The sequence below is a fragment of the Nocardia sp. GTS18 genome (assembly GCF_013839555.1).
GTDB lineage: Bacteria > Actinomycetota > Actinomycetes > Mycobacteriales > Mycobacteriaceae > Nocardia > Nocardia rosealba.
The window spans coordinates 16482-33547 of record NZ_JACBIU010000010.1 but is presented as its reverse complement, the minus strand read 5'-3'; the positions used below and the strand labels follow the sequence as shown (position 1 = coordinate 33547).

The following is a 17066-nucleotide window of genomic DNA, read 5'->3' as shown; positions in this document are numbered from 1 at the left end:
CTCAGCCGAGTCCGAGCGAGGAGGTGGCGACGGTGCGGCGCACCCGGCGCGGGAGGCCGGCGAACAGGGTCGCCATCGCGGCGAGAGTGCCGGTCAGGTCGTCGTGGCCGGACAGATACGAGCGTTGCTGGGCCGCTGGGAGATCGAAGAACGCCTCGAAGAAGACCGGTATATCGCGGGGCGGGAGGGCCAGCAGGGACCGTAGCCCGGCCCGGCGCAGGGCCGCGACCGCGAGGGCGCGTGCGGTCCACAGCCGGTTGCCCTCGACGACGGTGTCGGCGGCGGCGAGTGAGGCGGCGACGCTGTATCCGGTGGCGGGGTGGATCAGGCCGCCCGCGGCTCCGAACCGGCCGTCACCGGGCTTGCCGCCCTCCACCGGGAACCGCACGCGCTCAACGGGTTCCGTGCCGTCGAGTTCGATGCCGCGCTGCCGGAGCCGGAATTCCAGTCGCGTGCGCAACAGCTCGGGGGACAGTGCCGGGCGCCCGGCCAGACATGTCTCCTCGAACAGCATCCGGCCCTTCGCCACCGGCACGGTGTAGAGAAACGACCGTGGTTCGTCGGGTCCGGCACCGTTGTCGAGCCGCCAGTCCATGAACACGCAGGGCTCGTCCGCTTCGATCACCACCCCGTAGGCGGTCTGCTCAGCCCGCTGCGCCGCGCGTCCGACTCCCCGCGCATCGATCACCCGGCCGTGGAACACGTGCCCACCTGCCGTCCGCACCGAGCCCGCCCGCGCGTCCACCTGGGTGACCCGGTCCGCGATCACCCGCACTCCGTCCACCGCCAGGGCGTTCTGCAACCGCGGCGTATCGAATACCCGGTACCCCCGCCCGATCCGGTGCTCCCCTGTCGCCCACACCGTCGGTTCCACGCCGTCTCCGGCGAAGACCTCGTCCCCCACCCACTCCGGGACCTCGTCCGCCCACGCCGCATAGGTCGCCGTCCACGTCCGCTCCGGACGAGGATCGATCGCCACCACCGACAAACCCCGCACGGCCGCCCGGTGGGCCACGGCCCTGCCCGCGGGCCCCAACCCACAAACGATCAACTCAACGCGCACGCCGACAATTTGACCAGACCCTTCATCGAATCAAGCGCCGGCGCATTACGACGGGGCACCGGTTGTGCATCGCCCGCTCGCCCCGGGAGCGCGGATCGATCATGATGGGGTCTATGAGGTCGATCTGGAAGGGCTCGATCGCTTTCGGGCTGGTCAACGTCCCGGTCAAGGTCTACACCGCGACCGAGGACCATGACATCCGGTTTCATCAGGTCCACGCCAAGGACGGGGGCCGGATCAAATACGACCGGGTCTGCCAGGTGTGCGGCAAATCGGTGCAGTTCTCCGATATCGACAAGGCATATGTGTCGCCGGACGGCGAGCAGGTAGTGCTCACCGACGAGGACTTCGCCAAATTGCCCGCCGCGGAGAAGCACGAGATCCCAGTGCTGGAATTCGTGCCGTCGGATCAGATCGACCCCGTGCTGTTCGACAAGAGTTATTACCTGGAACCCGATTCGGCGACACCGAAGGCGTATCAACTGCTGGCCGCCACACTCGAACGGATCGACAAGACGGCACTCGTGCATTTCACGTTGCGGCAGAAGACCCGGTTGGCGGCGCTGCGCGTGCGTGAGGGTGTGCTGGTGCTGCAGACATTGCTGTGGCCCGACGAGGTGCGCGCGGTCGACTTCCCGTCGCTCGAGGACGCGCCGACCCCGCGCCCCCAGGAATTGAAGATGGCCGAAACGCTGGTCGAGTCGATGTCGGGTGATTTCGATCCGGGCGAATACACCGACGAATACCAGATCGAATTGCAGAAATTGCTGGACGAGGCGATTGCCAGCGGCACCGGCAAGGTCGAATCGACCGCCGCCGAACCGGCCGAACAGCCCGATGCCGAGGTGGTCGATCTGGTGGCCGCCTTGCAGCGCAGCCTCGAGGCGAGCGGGCGGCGCGAAGGCGAGTCGGCCGCCCCGAAGAAGAAGCCGGCGAAGAAGGCCGCGGCCAAGAAGGCGGCACCGCGCAAGTCGGCGAGCAAGTCCACGGCCCGCAAGGGGGCCTAGGGCACACTGGGCCCATGGACCAAGCGATCGCCGTCGTACCGATGGGGCTGGGGCATCTGCGTCAGGTTCTCGACCTCGGGCATCAGGTTTTCGACACGACGACCAAGCCGTATACGTCCTGGTCGCTGACGGCCGTCGCCGAGCATCTGGACAGTCCCGACAACGCCTGCTGGGTGGCCCTGGACTCCGATCGGGTGGTCGGCTTCGTGCTCGGTTCGATGGAGTTCGAGCATCGTGACGATTGGGCCTACCTCGAGTGGATCGCGGTGGCGCCGGATATGCAGGGGCACGGCATCGCCCGGCGATTGGTCGACGTCTGCTCGGAGGCGTTGTTCGCGCGTGGTGCCCAGCACATCGTCACCGACGTGGAGGAACGCAACGGTGCCTCGGCGGCACTGATGCGGCGCAGCGGTTTCGTGCCAGCCGCGACCGTCACCCTGCTGGTTCGTACCAACCCCGAGACGCCGGGCGACGACCCGCTGCCGCCGATCGCCAAACACGATCTCGTCCGGCGTGGCCGTCTGTCGCTCGACCACCCGCGACGATGAAAAAGGGGCACGAAACCTTCGGTTCGCGCCCCTTGTCGAGGAATGCGTCAGACGTTCGCCGTGCAGGCGGACAGGATGACCCGCGCCGGACGCGGCGACGCCGAACCCAGGTCGGGGAACGGCGGGGCGCTCAAACCGAGCACATCCACCGCCGACCGCTCGGCGGCGGCCAGCGAGTGGTCCCACGACCAGCCGAATCGGTAGTCGGCGCCCTGGGCCACCGCACCGCAGGCATTGCGGAACGAGACGACCACCTGGCAGTCCCACACACCGCACTCGGCGAGCGCGGCGTGCTGGGCATCGGCCCAGCTGCCGTAGTTCACCGCGGACGCGACCACAGCCTCGTCCGACGACAGCGCGAGCGCGCCGTAGAGGTCACCGGCGGCGGCCTGGAATCCGCCATCACGTGACACGGCGGTGTAACCGGGCGCTTCGGCGATCGCCACACCGCTGGCACCGGCGGCGGCCGGACCCGCGGCGACCACCGTGAAGGCGGACACCGCGGATACGGCGGCCACACCGAGGGCGTACTTGCCCACAACAGACATCAGAATTCTCCCCATCGAAAGTTCGGTCCCGAACCGGGACCACCCCCAATCATGAACGCCCACAGCCCCACCGAGAAATACCTTTCCCGAATAGCTCTACCCACCGAGTTCGGCACGCGCCCGCATCAAGGCGAACCCCAGCAGATTCAGTCCCCGCCATCGCGCGGGATCACCCGCCCGCTCGTCCGTCGCCGACAGCCCGATCCCCCACACCCGATCCAGCGGACTCGCCTCCACGAGCACCCGCCCCGCCGTGCCCGCCAAATACGACCGCAACCCCGCATCCGATCCGAATTTCGCCACACTGCCCGCCACGACGATGTCGAATCGTGCTTCTTCCCAAACACTTTGGTCGAACCCCCGAACAAGCCTGCCATCTTTTTCGCCTCGGCGGGATGGGCGACCTCGAGTACTCACCCGGCCGCCTCGGAATCACCGAACAGCAGCGCCTTGCGCCACATCATATAGTGCTCGGCGGTGGCGAACCGCTCCCCGTCGACCGAGAAGGGCGCAGGCCACCACTGACTCAGGCAGCCCGAACCGAGCGTCCCGTCCGCACGCGACCGATGCCCCCAGAACAGCAGGTATTTCGGCACAGCCCCCTGCTCGACAGCCGCACACAATTCGTCGACCGATCGCACGGCCCACCCCGTCTCTAGTTTTGGTCATTCGAACTATATATGCGGCTCGAGCTACGTGCCAAGGGCTTTTCGTGGCGGCACCGAGCGCGCCGAGCAGGGGACCCATGCCTTGCAAGGCCCGCAAGTTAGACGGGCGTCCAACTATTGGTGAGGGTTTGGCTCGAGGCAATTCGAACCGTTGTCGGGCAGGGGTGGGCGCGGCTTGGATGACCGAGTTCATCAATGGCGAGCAATTCGGGAGTACAAGTGAAATTCCGTCGGGTACTGGCGATCCCGGTCCTCATGGCAACCGCTGCCCTGACCCTCACGGCGTGCGGCTCGGGCGACGCGGAATCGGGCACCGTTGTCCAGATCGGCACCACCGACAAGGACAAGGCCTGGGATGTGTTCGAAGAGAAGGCCAAGGAGCAGGGCATCACGCTGAAGATCACCAACTTCTCCGACTACCAGCAGCCCAACGCGGCGCTGTCGCAGAAGCAGATCGACGTCAATCTCTTTCAGCACCTGCAGTTCCTCGGCCAGTACAACGTGGCGAGCTCGGACACGCTGACCCCGATCGGTTCGACCTACATCGTGCCGCTCGGCCTGTACTCCAAGAAGCACAAGGCGGTGGCCGACATCCCGCCCGGCGGCGAGATCGCGATCCCCAACGATCCGACCAACCAGGCCCGTGCCCTGTTCGTGCTGCAGGCCGCCGGGTTGCTGAAACTCAGCGGCACCTCGGCCCAGCCCACACCGGCCGACATCGACAAGGGCGCGTCCAAGGTGAAGGTGACCCCGGTCGATGCCGCGCAGACCGCGCTCTCGCTGGCCTCGGTGGACGGTTCGGTGATCAACAACACCTTCCTCGAGCGTTCCGGCATCGACCCGCATTCGGCGCTGTACAAGGACGATCCGAAGAATCCGGCCGCCGAGCCCTACATCAACGTGATCGTCACCCGCGCCGAGGACAAGACCAACCCGACCTATCTGAAGCTGGTGGAGATCTGGAAGGACCCGGCCGTGGCCGCCGCGCATGCCGAGGTCACCAAGAACACCGCGGTCGCCGTGACGCGCCCGGGCGCCGAGCTCGAACAGATCCTCGACCGGGTGCAGCAGGGCATCCGGGCGAACAAGTGAGTTCCGCCGCTGCTGTCGAATTCCGTTCGGTCACCAAGGTGTTCGGCAGCGGCGCGGACGAGCACCTCGCGCTCGACGGTATCGATCTGCGCATCGAGCACGGTGAGATCTTCGGGGTGATCGGCTATTCCGGGGCGGGCAAGTCCACCCTGGTGCGCTTGATCAATGCCCTGGAGAAGCCCACGTCGGGCACCGTCACGATCTCGGGCACCCCCATCACCGGGGTGCCGGAGTCGGCCGTGCGCACGCTGCGCCGCGATATCGGCATGGTGTTCCAGCAGTTCAACCTCTTCCGATCCCGCACGGCCGCGGGCAATGTGGAGTACCCGCTGAAGGTGGCGGGCTGGAAGCGCGCCGAACGCAAGGCGCGGGTGGCCGAACTGCTCGAATTCGTCGGTCTCACCGACAAGGCCCGTGCCTATCCCGATCAGCTCTCGGGTGGGCAGAAGCAGCGCGTGGGAATCGCCAGGGCACTGGCCACCTCCCCGTCGCTGCTGCTCGCCGACGAGGCCACCTCCGCGCTCGACCCGGAAACCACCGGTGAGGTGCTGCGGCTACTGAAGAAGGTCAATGCCGAACTCGGGGTGACCATCGTGGTGATCACCCACGAGATGGATGTGATCCGCGCGGTCGCCGACCGGGTCGCGGTGCTCGCCGAGGGCCGGATCGTCGAATTGGCGTCCACCTTCGACGTTTTCGCGGCACCGCGGGCCGAGTCGACCCGATCGTTCGTCGGCACCGTGCTGCACAACCGGCCCGATGCCCGCGAACTGGACCGGCTGCGGGAGCTGCACGGCGGCAGGCTGGTCACCGTCGACGTCGACGACCACAGCGGCATCGGTGCGGCGCTGGCCGCCGCGGCCGCCGCCGACGTGCGCTTCGAGATCGTCTACGGCGGTGTGAGCACGCTGCAGGACAAGACCTTCGGCAGCATCACCCTGGCCTTGCACGGACCCGACGACGCGGTGGACCGCGTCGTCGCCGATCTGGAACGGAAGGGCTGAGGTGGACACCGACTGGGAGAAACTGCGCCCCACCCTGTTCGAGTCCATCGGGACGACCGTCTACCTGGTCGGCGTGACATTCGTCGTCGCGGGCCTGATCGGCCTGGTACTCGGCACCGCGCTCTACACCACCCGCAAGGGCGGCCTGCTCGCCAGCACACCGATCTATCTGGTGCTCAATGTGATCGTGAACGTGGTGCGCCCGATTCCGTTCATCATCCTGCTGGCCGCGCTCGGCCCGGTCACCCTCGAGGTGGTCGGCACGACCATCGGCTCCGAGGCGGCACTGTTCGTGATGATCGTCGCCGCCTCGTTCGGCATCGCCCGCATCGTGGAACAGAACCTGGTCACCGTCGACCCCGGGGTGATCGAAGCGGCCCGCGCGGCGGGCGCGGGTCCGCTGCGCATCATCCTCACGCTGCTGATCCCGGAGGCGCTCGGCCCGCTGCTCCTGGGCTACACCTTCGTGGTGATCTCGATCGTCGACATCTCCGCCATGGCGGGCACCGTCGGTGGCGGCGGTCTGGGCGACTTCGCCATCGTCTACGGCTACCAGCAGTTCCGATGGGAGGTCACCCTCGTCGCCGTCCTGATCATCATCGCCGGCGTCCAGGCCGTCCAGTTCCTCGGCAACTGGCTGGCCCGGAAGGTGTTGCGCCGCTGAATCACCCGGTGGGCCGAGCTAGGCCGAGCGTACGCCGCCGAGTCCCGGTGTGGGACAGACCTCGGCGTCCGCCCGGGCCCGGCGCGGACCGCTGGTACCCATCGCGCCACCGAAGCCGGTCGAGGCCACCTGCTCGGCGGGCACTCGCGGGCCGGTGTGGAAACTGCGGGCGATCATCGCCGACCGCAACTGCCACAGCCCCGAGGCCTGCGCCGGGTCGAGCCCGGTGAGCTGGGCGACGCGCCGCAGCCGGTAGTCGACGGTGTTGGTGTGGATGTGCAGCAGGCGGGCCGTGCGCTGCCGGTTCATGTTGTTGGCGATGTGCACGCGCAGCGTCTCGTACAGCTCGGGGTGCTTGTCCAGCGGGGCGAGCAGTTCCCCGAGCCGGGCGCGGCCGGGACCGGGGCGGGTGAGCTGGTATTCCAGCGCCAGATCGCCGAAGCGGTACAGGCCGGGTTCGCAATCGAGCCGCTCCACCATGTCGAGCAGTTCGTGAGCGCGCTGTGCCGCGTCGGGGATCTCGGCCGCGGGCGAGGTCACCAGCGCCGCCGTCACGTCCACGCGGGCGGCCCGCGACAGGGCTTCGACGAGGCCGTCGAGCTGATCGTCGGCGAGCAGGTCGGCCGGAATGAGCAGCGTCCCACCGTCGACCGACAACAGCGACAACGCCTGCTCCCCGCACCGGTGCGCCAGCGCGGCCTGCACCCGGCGCAACTTGCGCCGCGCGACCACCGAGGAATTCAGGCGGGCATCGTGCTCGTCGGGGTGCTCGCCGATCGAAAGGGCCAGTACCGCATACGATTCGGCGACCGCGATCCCGCACTCGCGGGCCATCGTGATGGTCGGCTGCCCGGCGAGCAGGGCGGAGGTGAGCGTGTGCACGGCGGTGTGGTGCTCACCGGCGATCTCGCGGTGCTCGCGGATGTAGGCGCGAGTCACAGTGGTGCACAGGACATCCGAGATCGCGATCAGCCGACGGAACTCGTCGGGCAGGCTCATCCCGGCGCACGCGGCGTCGAAACCGATCCGGAAGCCCTCGTGCAGCGCATGCAGGATCGTGTCGATGGGCACGCCCTCGCGCGCCCATCCGGCCGCCGCGACCGCGAGCCGGTGCAGCTTGGCCTCCTCGTCACGCCCGTCGAGCAACCCGGCGCAGATCTCGAGGCACATCCTGGTCACCGAAGTCACCTCGCCGGAGATCGCGTCACCGGGCAACGTCCGGCAGGTCGCCACGTTGTTCACGAAATGGGTGACCAGCGTGGATGTCAGCCCCCTGTCCACTGGGATCGTCATCGTCGACTCCTCCTCGTTCACACCGTTCGGTGCTGCTTCCCCGGTACCTGTCCCAACGTGATGGCCGACACCGAGGTCTTCTTCGTGACATGACTGTAGGGTGAGTAACCGCTCACCTTCTACTCCTCTTTCCCGCGAGGTGCACCGATGCCCCCACAAGCCGATAAGCAGCGCAAACGTCCGAAACAGGATCGGGCAAGGGAGACGCGGGCACGTATTCTGGAGGTATCCGCTCACCTTTTCGGCACCCGCGGCATCGGCAATACCTCGACCAACCGGATCGCGAGCGAGGCGGGCATCAGCATCGGCACGCTCTACCGGTATTTCAACGACCGCGACGAGATCGTCAAAGAGCTGACCGACAGCCTGTTTCTCCAGGTGGAGGACCGATACAGCAAGTTTCTCACCGTCGCCGCGGACAAGACACCACGCGATTCGGTGGCCGAGGTGATCCGCACCGCCGTGCAGATCCTCGTCGCCAACGGGCCCCTGGTCCGCGCACTCGTCGCCGACCTGCACTTCTACGGCAGCGGTATCCCCGAATTCGAGCCGCGGCTGCGCATGATCATCAAGCTGTATCTGATCCACCTGCTCGGCCCGACCAAGACCATCGATATCGACACGATGGCGTTCGTGGTGCTCAACGCCGGTTTCGCCACGGCGCTGCGTTCGGTGGAAATGGAAGACGAGGGTCTGGACCGCGATGTGGTGATCGACCAGACCGCCGACATGATCGGCGCCTGGATCGCCTCGGCGCTCGAGGCCGAAACGGCCCGGTAATGCGGCAGGCCCGGATCCCGCGAAGGATCCGGGCCCGATCAGGTGGTGACGATCAGCGCGCGTTGGCGGTGCAGATCGCGTCGACGACGTGGGCGCCGCTCAGGTTCGCCGAACCGGTGTTGGCCAGCATGGCGGTCGGGGTCAGCTCGGTCAGGCTCTCGTAAGCCGTGCGCTCGGCATCGGCCCGAGTCGGACCGGACGCCCACGCGAGGCCGTCGTTGCTCTGGACCAGAACGCCGCAGCCGTTGGCCCAGGTCATGACCTCGTTGCAGTCGGCCAGGTGGCAGTCGGCGATCGCCGCGGCGATGGCGGCCTCGGCGCTGCCCTCGTTCACGCTGATGCCGTAGATGGCCTCGTTGTCGCTCAGCGCGACCGACGCCCACTGGTCACCCGCCGCGCTCGCCGAACCGGCACCCAGCACCGACCCGGCCGCAAGGCCGAGTGCCACAACGGCGAAGCCGGCCTTACTCATGAAACTCATTCGAATGTTCTCCTCTGGAAACTGTTCCGGAAGTCCGGAACCTTCCAGATCATCATCGAAAGTTCGGTAATAGCCAACTCCGGAGGTAAAGGTACCGACGCAAAAGAACCCGGATCCGCTCGAGATCCGGGTCCGATTGCTATCGCGTTCAGCTCGCGTTGGTGGTGCACACCGTTTCGATCACGGTGCCGCCTGCCATCTGCGACGAGCCGAGGTTGACGAGCAGGTTCTGCGGGGTGCCCTCGGTGAGCGCGAGGTAGGCCTCCCGCTCGGCCTCGGCGCGGTTGGAGCCCTTGCCCCAGGCCACGTACTGCTCGTTCTCCACCAGGGCCAGGCAGCCGTTCACCCACGACACCTCGACAGCGCAGCCGTCCGCGCCGCACTGCTCCAGCGCCGCCGCCTCGGCCTCGGCGCGGGTGGGGTAGTCGACCGAACGGCCGTAGTTCGACCAGTCGGCGTCCACGGCCATGGCGCCCCACTGGTCGCCCGCCGCACTCGCCGAACCCGCCCCGAACACCGACCCGGCCGCAAGGCCGAGTGCCACAACGGCGAAGCCGGCCTTACTTGTGAAACTCATTCGAATGTTCTCCTCTGGAAACTGTTCCGGAAGTCCGGAACTTTCCAGATCATCATGCAATTCGCGCGAAAGGCCAACCGAAACGCGAAATCTCACATCACCGACGTCGGCACATCACCGACGGAAAACACGACAGGCCCGGATCCTGCGAGAGGATCCGGGCCCGCGTCGTGCTGTCGATCAGCGCGCGTTCGCGGTGCAGACCACGCGGGCGACCTTGGCGCCACTCAGGTCCGAGGACCCGAAGTTCGCGAGCTGGGCGGTCGGGGTGAGCTCGGAGAGCCGTTCGAACGCAGCGCGCGTAGCCTCGGCCGCGGTGCGCCCCGAGGCCGCCGCGACGCCGTCGTCGCTGACGACCAGTGTGCCGCAGCCGTTCGCCCACGAGATCATGACCTTGCAGTCGGCGGCGCCGTTGGTGCCGCAGCTCGCGATCGCCTGCTCGCGCGCCTCTTGCTCGCTCGGCCAGCTGCTGCTCGACCCGTAGGTCCAATCGGTCGTGCTGAAAGCGATCGCGCCGAACATGCTCTGCGCGTTCGCGGCACCGGCGCCGAACACCGAACCGGCCGCAAGACCGAGCGCCGCGACGGCGAAGCCGGCCTTACCCATGAAACTCATTCGAAAGTTCTCCTCTGACAAACAGTTCCGCGATCGCGGAACCGACAAGTGGACCATCCTCGGACCACCGCCCGCCAATCGGAGTGACGCACTTCACGTTTCGACACGGACACGGAAACGCCGCAGGCCCGGCACCCACGCGGGGTCCGGGCCTGCGGTGAAAAGTGTTGTCTAGACCGTGAAGCCGAGGGCGCGCAGCTGTTCGCGGCCGTCGTCGGTGATCTTGTCGGGGCCCCACGGCGGCATCCAGACCCAGTTGATCTTCAGGTCTTCGACCAGGCCGCTGCGCACCAGGGCGTTGCGGGACTGGTCCTCGATGACGTCGGTCAGCGGGCAGGCCGCCGAGGTGAGTGTCATGTCGAGGGTGCAGATGTTGGCGTCGTCGACGGACATGCCGTAGACGAGGCCGAGGTCCACGACGTTGATCCCGAGTTCGGGGTCGACCACATCACGCATGGCCTCTTCCAGATCCGCGATGTGCTGGATCTGTTCGGGCGTCAACTCCGCTTCGGGAGTGGGCGCTGCGGTTTCGGTCGTGGCTTCGTCAGCCTTGGTCTCACTCATCACGCATCCCCATTTCCCATGGCAGGTTTGGCATCTTCGGCCGAGGCGATCTGCACGACGGCGTCCTTGAACGCCATCCACCCCAGCAGTGCGCACTTCACGCGCGCGGGGTACTTGGCGACACCGGCGAGGGCGATACCGTCGCCGATCATGTCCTCGTCGCCCTCGACGGTGCCTCGGCTCGAGATCATCTCGCTGTAGGAGTCGACCACCTTCAGCGCCTGCTGCACCGGCAATCCGATCACCTGGTCGGTGAGGATGGAGGTGGCCGCCTGGCTGATCGAGCAGCCCTGGCCGTCGTAGGAGACATCGGCGACCTCGCCCGCGTCGTCGATGTGCACGCGCAGGGTCACCTCGTCACCGCAGGTGGGGTTCACGTGGTGCACCTGGGCACCGAACGGTTCCCGCAGCCCGCGGTGGTGCGGGTGCTTGTAGTGGTCCAGGATCACTTCCTGGTACATCTGCTCCATGCGCATGTCTTATGCAACTCCGAAGAACGTCTGAGCCTTCCGCACGGCCGTGACCAGTGCGTCGACCTCGTCGAGAGTGTTGTAGACGGCGAAGGACGCCCGCGCGGTCGCGGCGACCCCGAAGCGGCGGTGCAGCGGCCACGCGCAGTGGTGCCCGACCCGGATGGCGACACCCTGGTCGTCGAGGATCTGGCCCACGTCGTGGGCGTGTACCCCGTCGACGACGAACGACACCGCGCCACCGCGATCCACGTTCTCGGTGGGTCCGATGATCCGCACGCCCTCGATCGCGCCGAGGCCTTCGAGCGCGGCACCGGTGAGCGCGTGCTCGTGGGCGGCGATCGCGTCCATGCCGAGGTTCTCGAGATACCGCACCGCGGCGGCGAGTCCGACGACCTGCGAGGTCATCGGGGTGCCCGCCTCGAAGCGCTGCGGCGGCGGCGCGTAGGTGGTCTTCTCCATCGTGACGGTCTCGATCATCGACCCACCTGTGATGAACGGCGGCGTCTCCTCGAGCAGCGCACGACGGCCGTACAGGCCGCCCACACCCATCGGGCCGAGCATCTTGTGCCCGGAGAACGCGGCGAAATCGACACCGAGTTCACGGAAGTTCACCGCCGTGTGCGGCACCGACTGGCAGGCGTCGAGCACGACCAGCGCGCCGACTTCCTTTGCCCGCCGGACCAATTCGGCCACCGGCGCCACCGCACCCGTCACGTTCGACTGGTGGGTGAACGCGAGAACCTTTGTCGCGGAGGACAGTTCGAGCGAATCCAGATCGATGCGTCCGTCGTCGGTCACCCCGTACCACTTGAGGGTGGCACCGGTACGACGCGCGAGTTCCTGCCACGGCACGAGATTCGCGTGGTGTTCGAGTTCGGTGATGACGATCTCGTCGCCGGGTCCGACCTTGTACGGGAACCGGTCGTCACCGAAGGCGTTGGCCACCAGGTTCAACGACTCGGTCGCGTTCTTGGTGAACACGATCTCGCCCGCGTCGGCACCGACGAAGCGCGCGATGACCTCCCGCGCGTCCTCATAGGAGTCGGTGGCCTCCTCGGCGAGCTGATGCGCACCGCGGTGCACCGCCGAGTTGCGGGTGAGCAGGAAGTCACGCTCGGCGTCGAGCACCTGCAGCGGACGCTGCGAGGTGGCACCGGAATCCAGGTACACCAACGGTTTCCCGTCCCGCACCGTGCGGTGCAGGATGGGGAAGTCGGCCCGGATGCGGGCCACGTCGAGGGCCGACCCCGAGACGGACACAGCGGTCATGGTCGTCAGGCTCCAGTGGTCGCGGACGTGAAGCGCACGTAGCCGTTCGCGTCGAGTTCCTCGGCCAGCTCGGAGCCGCCTTCGGCGACGATGCGGCCGTTGACGAACACGTGCACGAAGTCGGGCTTGATGTAGCGCAGGATGCGGGTGTAGTGCGTGATCAGCAGGACGCCGCCGTCCTCGCGATCCTTGTAGCGGTTCACGCCGTCGGAGACGATACGCAGCGCGTCGACGTCGAGACCGGAGTCGGTCTCGTCGAGGATCGCGATCTTCGGCTTGAGCAGGCCGAGCTGCAGCACCTCGTGGCGCTTCTTCTCGCCACCGGAGAAGCCCTCGTTCACCGAGCGGTCGGCGAAGGCCGAGTCGATGTCGAGCTCCTTCATCGACTCCTTCACCTCCTTGACCCAGGTGCGCAGCTTCGGCGCCTCACCGCGCACGGCGGTGGCGGCGGTGCGCAGGAAGTTCGACATCGAGACACCGGGGACCTCGACCGGGTACTGCATGGCCAGGAACAGGCCCGCGCGGGCACGCTCGTCGACCGACATGTCCAGGACGTTCTCACCGTCGAGGGTGATGGTGCCCTGGGTGACGGTGTACTTGGGGTGTCCGGCGATCACGTAGGACAGCGTGGACTTGCCCGAGCCGTTGGGGCCCATGATGGCGTGCGTCTCGCCGGACTTCACCGTGAGGTTCACACCGTTGAGGATCTGCTTGGACTCACCCTCGGGGGTGGTGATCTCCGCGTGCAGGTCCTTGATTTCCAAGGTGGTCATCGAATTCGAATCCTTCGTTGCAGTAAGTGGGTGTCAGATACCGACAGTGGCGAGTTCGGCCTCGATGGCCGCCTCGAGCCGCTCCCGGACCTCGGGGACCGTGACCTTCTGGATGATCTCGAAGAAGAAGCCACGCACGACCAGGCGGCGGGCGACGTCCTCGGGGATGCCACGAGCGCGCAGGTAGAACAGCTGCTCGTCGTCGAAGCGGCCGGTGGCACTGGCGTGTCCGGCACCGGCGATCTCACCGGTCTCGATCTCCAGGTTCGGCACCGAATCGGCGCGGGCGCCGTCGGTGAGCACCAGGTTGCGGTTCGCCTCGTAGGTGTCGGTGCCCTCGGCCGCGGCACGGATCAGCACGTCGCCGATCCAGACCGTGCGGGCGTCGCCCTTCGGCGAGGACGGGTCACCCTGCAGCGCACCCTTGTACAGCACGTTGGACTTGCAGTTGGGCTCGGCGTGATCGACCAGCAGTCGCTGCTCGAAGTGCTGACCCGCGTCGGCGAAGTACAGACCGAACAGCTCGGCCTCGCCGCCGGGACCGGCGTAGCGCACGGTGCCCGACAGGCGGACCAGGTCGCCGCCGAGGGTCGCCGACACGTGCCGCAGGTTCGCGTCACGACCCAGCTTCAGGTGATGCGCGGTGACGTGCACGGCGTCGTCGGCCCATTCCTGGACGGCGACGACGGTGAGCTTGGCGCTGTCACCGAGCACGAATTCGACGTTCTCGGCGTAGGTTCCGCTGCCGCGCTGATCGAGCACGATCGTGGCGACGGCGAAGTTGTCCAGCCGGATCTGCAGGTGGCCGTAGGCGGTCTTGCCCTCGCCCGGACCGGTGATGGTCACGGTGACGGGGTCGGAAACCTCGGTCTCCTTGCCGACGGTGATGACGGTCGCGGTCTCGAAGCCCGAATAGGCCTGGGCGGCAACGCGATCGGCGGGGGTACCGGCCTGGCCGAGACGGGCGTCGGTGCGGTCGACCGTTTCCACGGTGACACCGGCGACCTCGCTCACCTCGACGGTGGCCTGACCGTCACGCACGGCCGTACCGTCGTGCAGGCCGCGCAGCCGACGCAACGGAGTGAACCGCCACGCCTCGTCGCGACCCGACGGGATCTCGAATGCGTCCACGTCGAACGAGGTGAAGACCTCGCCCTTGTTGACCGCGGCGCCCGCGCCCGGGTTCTGGGTCGGCGTCTCGAGCGTCGACATCAGCCCACGGCCCCTTCCATCTGCAGCTCGATGAGCCGGTTCAGTTCCAGTGCGTATTCCATCGGCAGTTCCTTGGCGATGGGCTCCACGAAGCCGCGCACCACCATGGCCATCGCCTCGTCCTCGGTGAGACCGCGGCTCATCAGGTAGAACAGCTGATCCTCGGACACCTTGGAGACCGTGGCCTCGTGGCCCATGGTCACGTCGTCCTCGCGGATGTCGACGTAGGGGTAGGTGTCGGAGCGGCTGATCGTGTCGACCAGCAGCGCGTCACACTTCACCGTCGACTTGGAGCCGTAGGCGCCCTTGTTGACCTGGACCAGGCCGCGGTACGACGCGCGACCGCCGCCACGCGCCACCGACTTCGACACGATGGTCGAGGAGGTGTGCGGGGCCAGGTGCAGCATCTTGGCGCCGGTGTCCTGGTGCTGGCCGGGGCCGGCGAACGCGACGGAGAGGACCTCGCCGTGCGCGTGCTCACCGGTCATCCAGACCGCCGGGTACTTCATGGTGACCTTGGAGCCGATATTGCCGTCGACCCACTCCATGGTGGCGCCCGCCTCCGCCTTGGCCCGCTTGGTGACCAGGTTGTAGACGTTGTTCGACCAGTTCTGGATGGTCGTGTAGCGGCAGCGGCCGCCCTTCTTCACGATGATCTCGACGACCGCGGAGTGCAGCGAGTCGGACTTGTAGATCGGCGCGGTGCAGCCCTCGACGTAGTGGACGTAGGCGTCCTCGTCGACGATGATCAGCGTCCGCTCGAACTGGCCCATGTTCTCGGTGTTGATCCGGAAGTAGGCCTGCAGCGGGATGTCGACGTGCACGCCCGGCGGCACGTAGATGAACGAGCCACCCGACCACACGGCGGTGTTGAGCGCGGAGAACTTGTTGTCACCGGCGGGGATCACCGAGCCGAAGTACTCCTGGAAGATCTCCGGGTGCTCCTTGAGCGCGGTGTCGGTGTCGAGGAAGATGACGCCCTGCTTCTCCAGATCCTCGCGGATGGAGTGGTAGACGACCTCGGACTCGTACTGCGCGGCGACACCGGACACGAGGCGCTGCTTCTCGGCCTCGGGGATGCCCAGCTTGTCGTAGGTGTTCTTGATGTCCTCGGGCAGGTCTTCCCAGCTCTCGGCCTGCTTCTCCGAGGAGCGAACGAAGTACTTGATGTTGTCGAAGTCGATGCCGTCGAGGTTGGAGCCCCAGTTCGGCATGGGCTTGCGGTCGAAGATGCGCAGCGCCTTGAGACGGATGTCGAGCATCCACTCGGGCTCGCTCTTCTTGGCCGAGATGTCGCGAACGACAGCCTCCGACAGGCCGCGTTGCGCACTGGCGCCCGCGACATCCGAATCGGACCAGCCGTAACCGTAGTTGCCCAGCGAGGCAATGGTTTCGTCCTGGGTCAGCGGTTGCACCTGGTCGGTGGTTGTCGTCATTCGGCACTCCTTCCGGAGTCGTTGCTTCGTTCCGCCGCGGGCTGTGCGGCGGATGGGATTTTCGGCACCGCGACCAGCGGCACATGGGTGGTGCAGGCGCAATCGCCGTTGGCGATCGTCGCAAGTCGCTGCACGTGGGTGCCGAGCAGGTCGCGGAAAGCGTCCAGTTCGGCGGCGCACAGCTGCGGGAACTCCTCGGCCACGTGGGCCACCGGGCAATGATGCTGGCAGATCTGCACACCGGCACCCACCTGGCGGGTGGTCGCGGCGAAACCGGCGTCGGCGAACGCCTCGGCGATCTCCTCGACCTTGGCCTCGATCACGGGGGCACTGTGCTCGGCGACCGGCTCGATGCCGTCGACGATCGTACGCACCCGTTTGCGGGCGAACTCGCTGATCGCCTCGTCGCCACCGATCTCACCGAGCTGACGGATGGCGGCACCGGCCAGGTCGTCGTAGGCATGGCCGAGGTTGCCACGTCCGGCGGCGGTGAGCTGGTATTGCTTGGCGGGCCTGCCGCGGCCCTTCTGCTGCCACGGCGCCGACCGGCTCGCGCGCGCCTGACCTGCGTCGATCAGCGCGTCGAGGTGCCTGCGCACCCCTGCGGGGGCGAGCCCGAGTTCGGCACTGATGGCGGTGGCGGTGATGGGACCCTGCTCGAGCAGCAACTGGACGATGGCCGCCCGAGTCTGCCCTTCGTGCGCGGGCACAGCAGACGACCGGGTGCCGGTCGTCTTACGACCGGTCCCTTCCACGCCTGTCCGCAAACCCACGGTTTTCACAACACCAGTGTGGCGGAATTACTTCCCTAAATCTAATAAGGGTCACCTTGCCAAGGGCACCCTGACCTGCGACGAAGACATCACACCACCGCTCCGCCTCCCCAAAACCCCAGGTGCAGCCCACACCTTCCGCCCCTCTCGCCCACCGCGAGGTGACTCATCGCACACACGGGCCGATCTCTTCACGACCCGGCGAGCAACCCCGAGACCAGCGCGG

Annotated in this window: 21 protein-coding genes; 6 read left to right on the top strand and 15 right to left on the bottom strand. The window is 67.1% G+C overall.

Going from position 1 to position 17066, the window contains the following annotated elements; genetic code table 11:
* Position 1: 1 nt before the first annotated feature.
* Positions 2-1063 carry a lycopene cyclase family protein gene (locus HYG95_RS12110; RefSeq protein WP_370465766.1) on the bottom strand — a complete coding sequence of 354 codons (1062 nt, stop codon included), beginning with the start codon at positions 1061-1063 and terminating at the stop codon, positions 2-4.
* Between the two features lie 113 nt (positions 1064-1176).
* Here HYG95_RS12110 and HYG95_RS12105 point away from each other — a divergent pair, with 113 nt between their 5' ends.
* The gene (locus tag HYG95_RS12105) at positions 1177-2070 is read left to right on the top strand and encodes a Ku protein (RefSeq protein WP_181698070.1); all 894 of its coding nucleotides are present in this window, start codon (positions 1177-1179) and stop codon (positions 2068-2070) included.
* Between the two features lie 14 nt (positions 2071-2084).
* The gene (locus HYG95_RS12100; RefSeq protein WP_181698069.1) at positions 2085-2618 is read left to right on the top strand and encodes a GNAT family N-acetyltransferase; all 534 of its coding nucleotides are present in this window, start codon (positions 2085-2087) and stop codon (positions 2616-2618) included.
* A gap of 47 nt (positions 2619-2665) precedes the next feature.
* On the opposite strand, the gene HYG95_RS12095 is transcribed toward HYG95_RS12100, so the two are convergent.
* The 3 genes from HYG95_RS12095 to HYG95_RS24825 all read right to left on the bottom strand — a co-directional run bounded on the left by HYG95_RS12095 (position 2666) and on the right by HYG95_RS24825 (position 3807).
* Positions 2666-3166 (bottom strand): DUF4189 domain-containing protein, encoded by a 501-nt coding sequence (locus tag HYG95_RS12095; RefSeq protein WP_255495240.1) that lies wholly within the window; start codon positions 3164-3166, stop codon positions 2666-2668.
* A 96-nt stretch (positions 3167-3262) separates the two neighbouring features.
* The gene (locus HYG95_RS24830; protein WP_370465765.1) at positions 3263-3583 is read right to left on the bottom strand and encodes an NADAR family protein; all 321 of its coding nucleotides are present in this window, start codon (positions 3581-3583) and stop codon (positions 3263-3265) included.
* A complete protein-coding gene (locus HYG95_RS24825) occupies positions 3580-3807 on the bottom strand; it encodes an NADAR family protein (protein ID WP_370465764.1) in 228 nt (75 codons plus the stop codon). The genes HYG95_RS24830 and HYG95_RS24825 overlap by 4 nt, the downstream gene beginning before the upstream one ends.
* Positions 3808-4089: 282 nt before the next feature.
* On the opposite strand from HYG95_RS24825, the gene HYG95_RS12085 reads away from it, so the two are divergent.
* From HYG95_RS12085 to HYG95_RS12075, 3 genes are read left to right on the top strand one after another with little or no spacing between them, the layout of a single operon-like run.
* Positions 4090-4926 carry a MetQ/NlpA family ABC transporter substrate-binding protein gene (locus tag HYG95_RS12085; protein ID WP_370465770.1) on the top strand — a complete coding sequence of 279 codons (837 nt, stop codon included), beginning with the start codon at positions 4090-4092 and terminating at the stop codon, positions 4924-4926.
* A complete protein-coding gene (locus tag HYG95_RS12080; protein WP_181698066.1) occupies positions 4923-5930 on the top strand; it encodes a methionine ABC transporter ATP-binding protein in 1008 nt (335 codons plus the stop codon). The genes HYG95_RS12085 and HYG95_RS12080 overlap by 4 nt, the downstream gene beginning before the upstream one ends.
* A gap of 1 nt (position 5931) precedes the next feature.
* Positions 5932-6594 (top strand): methionine ABC transporter permease, encoded by a 663-nt coding sequence (locus HYG95_RS12075; RefSeq protein ID WP_181698065.1) that lies wholly within the window; start codon positions 5932-5934, stop codon positions 6592-6594.
* 18 nt (positions 6595-6612) lie between these two features.
* Here the strand turns inward: HYG95_RS12075 and HYG95_RS12070 are convergent, their stop codons facing one another.
* Complete coding sequence (locus HYG95_RS12070; RefSeq protein ID WP_181698064.1) at positions 6613-7887, bottom strand: CdaR family transcriptional regulator; 1275 nt, start codon at positions 7885-7887, stop codon at positions 6613-6615.
* A 147-nt stretch (positions 7888-8034) separates the two neighbouring features.
* Between HYG95_RS12070 and HYG95_RS12065 the strand changes: the two genes are divergently transcribed.
* Positions 8035-8667, top strand: coding sequence for a TetR/AcrR family transcriptional regulator (locus HYG95_RS12065; protein ID WP_181698063.1), 633 nt, complete (start codon positions 8035-8037; stop codon positions 8665-8667).
* A 52-nt stretch (positions 8668-8719) separates the two neighbouring features.
* Here the strand turns inward: HYG95_RS12065 and HYG95_RS12060 are convergent, their stop codons facing one another.
* From HYG95_RS12060 to HYG95_RS12015, 10 genes are all read right to left on the bottom strand, one after another.
* Positions 8720-9148, bottom strand: coding sequence for a DUF4189 domain-containing protein (locus HYG95_RS12060; protein WP_067635991.1), 429 nt, complete (start codon positions 9146-9148; stop codon positions 8720-8722).
* A 148-nt stretch (positions 9149-9296) separates the two neighbouring features.
* Positions 9297-9725 (bottom strand): DUF4189 domain-containing protein, encoded by a 429-nt coding sequence (locus HYG95_RS12055; RefSeq protein ID WP_181698062.1) that lies wholly within the window; start codon positions 9723-9725, stop codon positions 9297-9299.
* A 180-nt stretch (positions 9726-9905) separates the two neighbouring features.
* Positions 9906-10340, bottom strand: a complete 435-nt coding sequence (locus tag HYG95_RS12050) for a DUF4189 domain-containing protein (protein ID WP_181698061.1) — start codon at positions 10338-10340, stop codon at positions 9906-9908.
* A 171-nt stretch (positions 10341-10511) separates the two neighbouring features.
* Entirely contained in the window at positions 10512-10904 is a 393-nt protein-coding gene (locus HYG95_RS12045) for a metal-sulfur cluster assembly factor (protein WP_067493905.1), read from the bottom strand.
* Entirely contained in the window at positions 10904-11380 is a 477-nt protein-coding gene (gene sufU, locus HYG95_RS12040; RefSeq protein WP_067636000.1) for a Fe-S cluster assembly sulfur transfer protein SufU, read from the bottom strand. The genes HYG95_RS12045 and sufU overlap by 1 nt, the downstream gene beginning before the upstream one ends.
* Positions 11381-11383: 3 nt before the next feature.
* Positions 11384-12646, bottom strand: coding sequence for a cysteine desulfurase (locus HYG95_RS12035; RefSeq protein WP_181698060.1), 1263 nt, complete (start codon positions 12644-12646; stop codon positions 11384-11386).
* Between the two features lie 5 nt (positions 12647-12651).
* Positions 12652-13419, bottom strand: a complete 768-nt coding sequence (sufC, locus tag HYG95_RS12030) for a Fe-S cluster assembly ATPase SufC (RefSeq protein WP_067493704.1) — start codon at positions 13417-13419, stop codon at positions 12652-12654.
* A 33-nt stretch (positions 13420-13452) separates the two neighbouring features.
* Positions 13453-14631 (bottom strand): Fe-S cluster assembly protein SufD, encoded by a 1179-nt coding sequence (gene sufD / locus HYG95_RS12025; RefSeq protein WP_181698059.1) that lies wholly within the window; start codon positions 14629-14631, stop codon positions 13453-13455.
* Positions 14631-16067: a Fe-S cluster assembly protein SufB gene (sufB, locus tag HYG95_RS12020; RefSeq protein WP_181698058.1), complete on the bottom strand. Its 1437-nt coding sequence runs from the start codon at positions 16065-16067 to the stop codon at positions 14631-14633. The genes sufD and sufB overlap by 1 nt, the downstream gene beginning before the upstream one ends.
* Positions 16064-16840: a helix-turn-helix transcriptional regulator gene (locus tag HYG95_RS12015; protein WP_370465769.1), complete on the bottom strand. Its 777-nt coding sequence runs from the start codon at positions 16838-16840 to the stop codon at positions 16064-16066. The genes sufB and HYG95_RS12015 overlap by 4 nt, the downstream gene beginning before the upstream one ends.
* Positions 16841-17066 lie beyond the last annotated feature (226 nt).

Bases quoted from the DNA above. Each gene is read 5' to 3' on its own strand.
- HYG95_RS12045 (WP_067493905.1), bottom strand. From the start codon at position 10,904: ATGAGTGAGACCAAGGCTGACGAAGCCACGACCGAAACCGCAGCGCCC.
- HYG95_RS12055 (WP_181698062.1), bottom strand. From the start codon at position 9,725: ATGAGTTTCACAAGTAAGGCCGGCTTCGCCGTTGTGGCACTCGGCCTT.
- HYG95_RS12050 (WP_181698061.1), bottom strand. From the start codon at position 10,340: ATGAGTTTCATGGGTAAGGCCGGCTTCGCCGTCGCGGCGCTCGGTCTT.
- HYG95_RS12065 (WP_181698063.1), top strand. From the start codon at position 8,035: ATGCCCCCACAAGCCGATAAGCAGCGCAAACGTCCGAAACAGGATCGG.
- HYG95_RS12060 (WP_067635991.1), bottom strand. From the start codon at position 9,148: ATGAGTTTCATGAGTAAGGCCGGCTTCGCCGTTGTGGCACTCGGCCTT.
- sufD (WP_181698059.1), bottom strand. From the start codon at position 14,631: ATGTCGACGCTCGAGACGCCGACCCAGAACCCGGGCGCGGGCGCCGCG.
- HYG95_RS12085 (WP_370465770.1), top strand. From the start codon at position 4,090: ATGGCAACCGCTGCCCTGACCCTCACGGCGTGCGGCTCGGGCGACGCG.
- HYG95_RS12035 (WP_181698060.1), bottom strand. From the start codon at position 12,646: ATGACCGCTGTGTCCGTCTCGGGGTCGGCCCTCGACGTGGCCCGCATC.
- HYG95_RS12100 (WP_181698069.1), top strand. From the start codon at position 2,085: ATGGACCAAGCGATCGCCGTCGTACCGATGGGGCTGGGGCATCTGCGT.
- sufU (WP_067636000.1), bottom strand. From the start codon at position 11,380: ATGCGCATGGAGCAGATGTACCAGGAAGTGATCCTGGACCACTACAAG.
- HYG95_RS12105 (WP_181698070.1), top strand. From the start codon at position 1,177: ATGAGGTCGATCTGGAAGGGCTCGATCGCTTTCGGGCTGGTCAACGTC.
- HYG95_RS12070 (WP_181698064.1), bottom strand. From the start codon at position 7,887: ATGACGATCCCAGTGGACAGGGGGCTGACATCCACGCTGGTCACCCAT.
- sufB (WP_181698058.1), bottom strand. From the start codon at position 16,067: ATGACGACAACCACCGACCAGGTGCAACCGCTGACCCAGGACGAAACC.
- HYG95_RS12095 (WP_255495240.1), bottom strand. From the start codon at position 3,166: ATGTCTGTTGTGGGCAAGTACGCCCTCGGTGTGGCCGCCGTATCCGCG.
- sufC (WP_067493704.1), bottom strand. From the start codon at position 13,419: ATGACCACCTTGGAAATCAAGGACCTGCACGCGGAGATCACCACCCCC.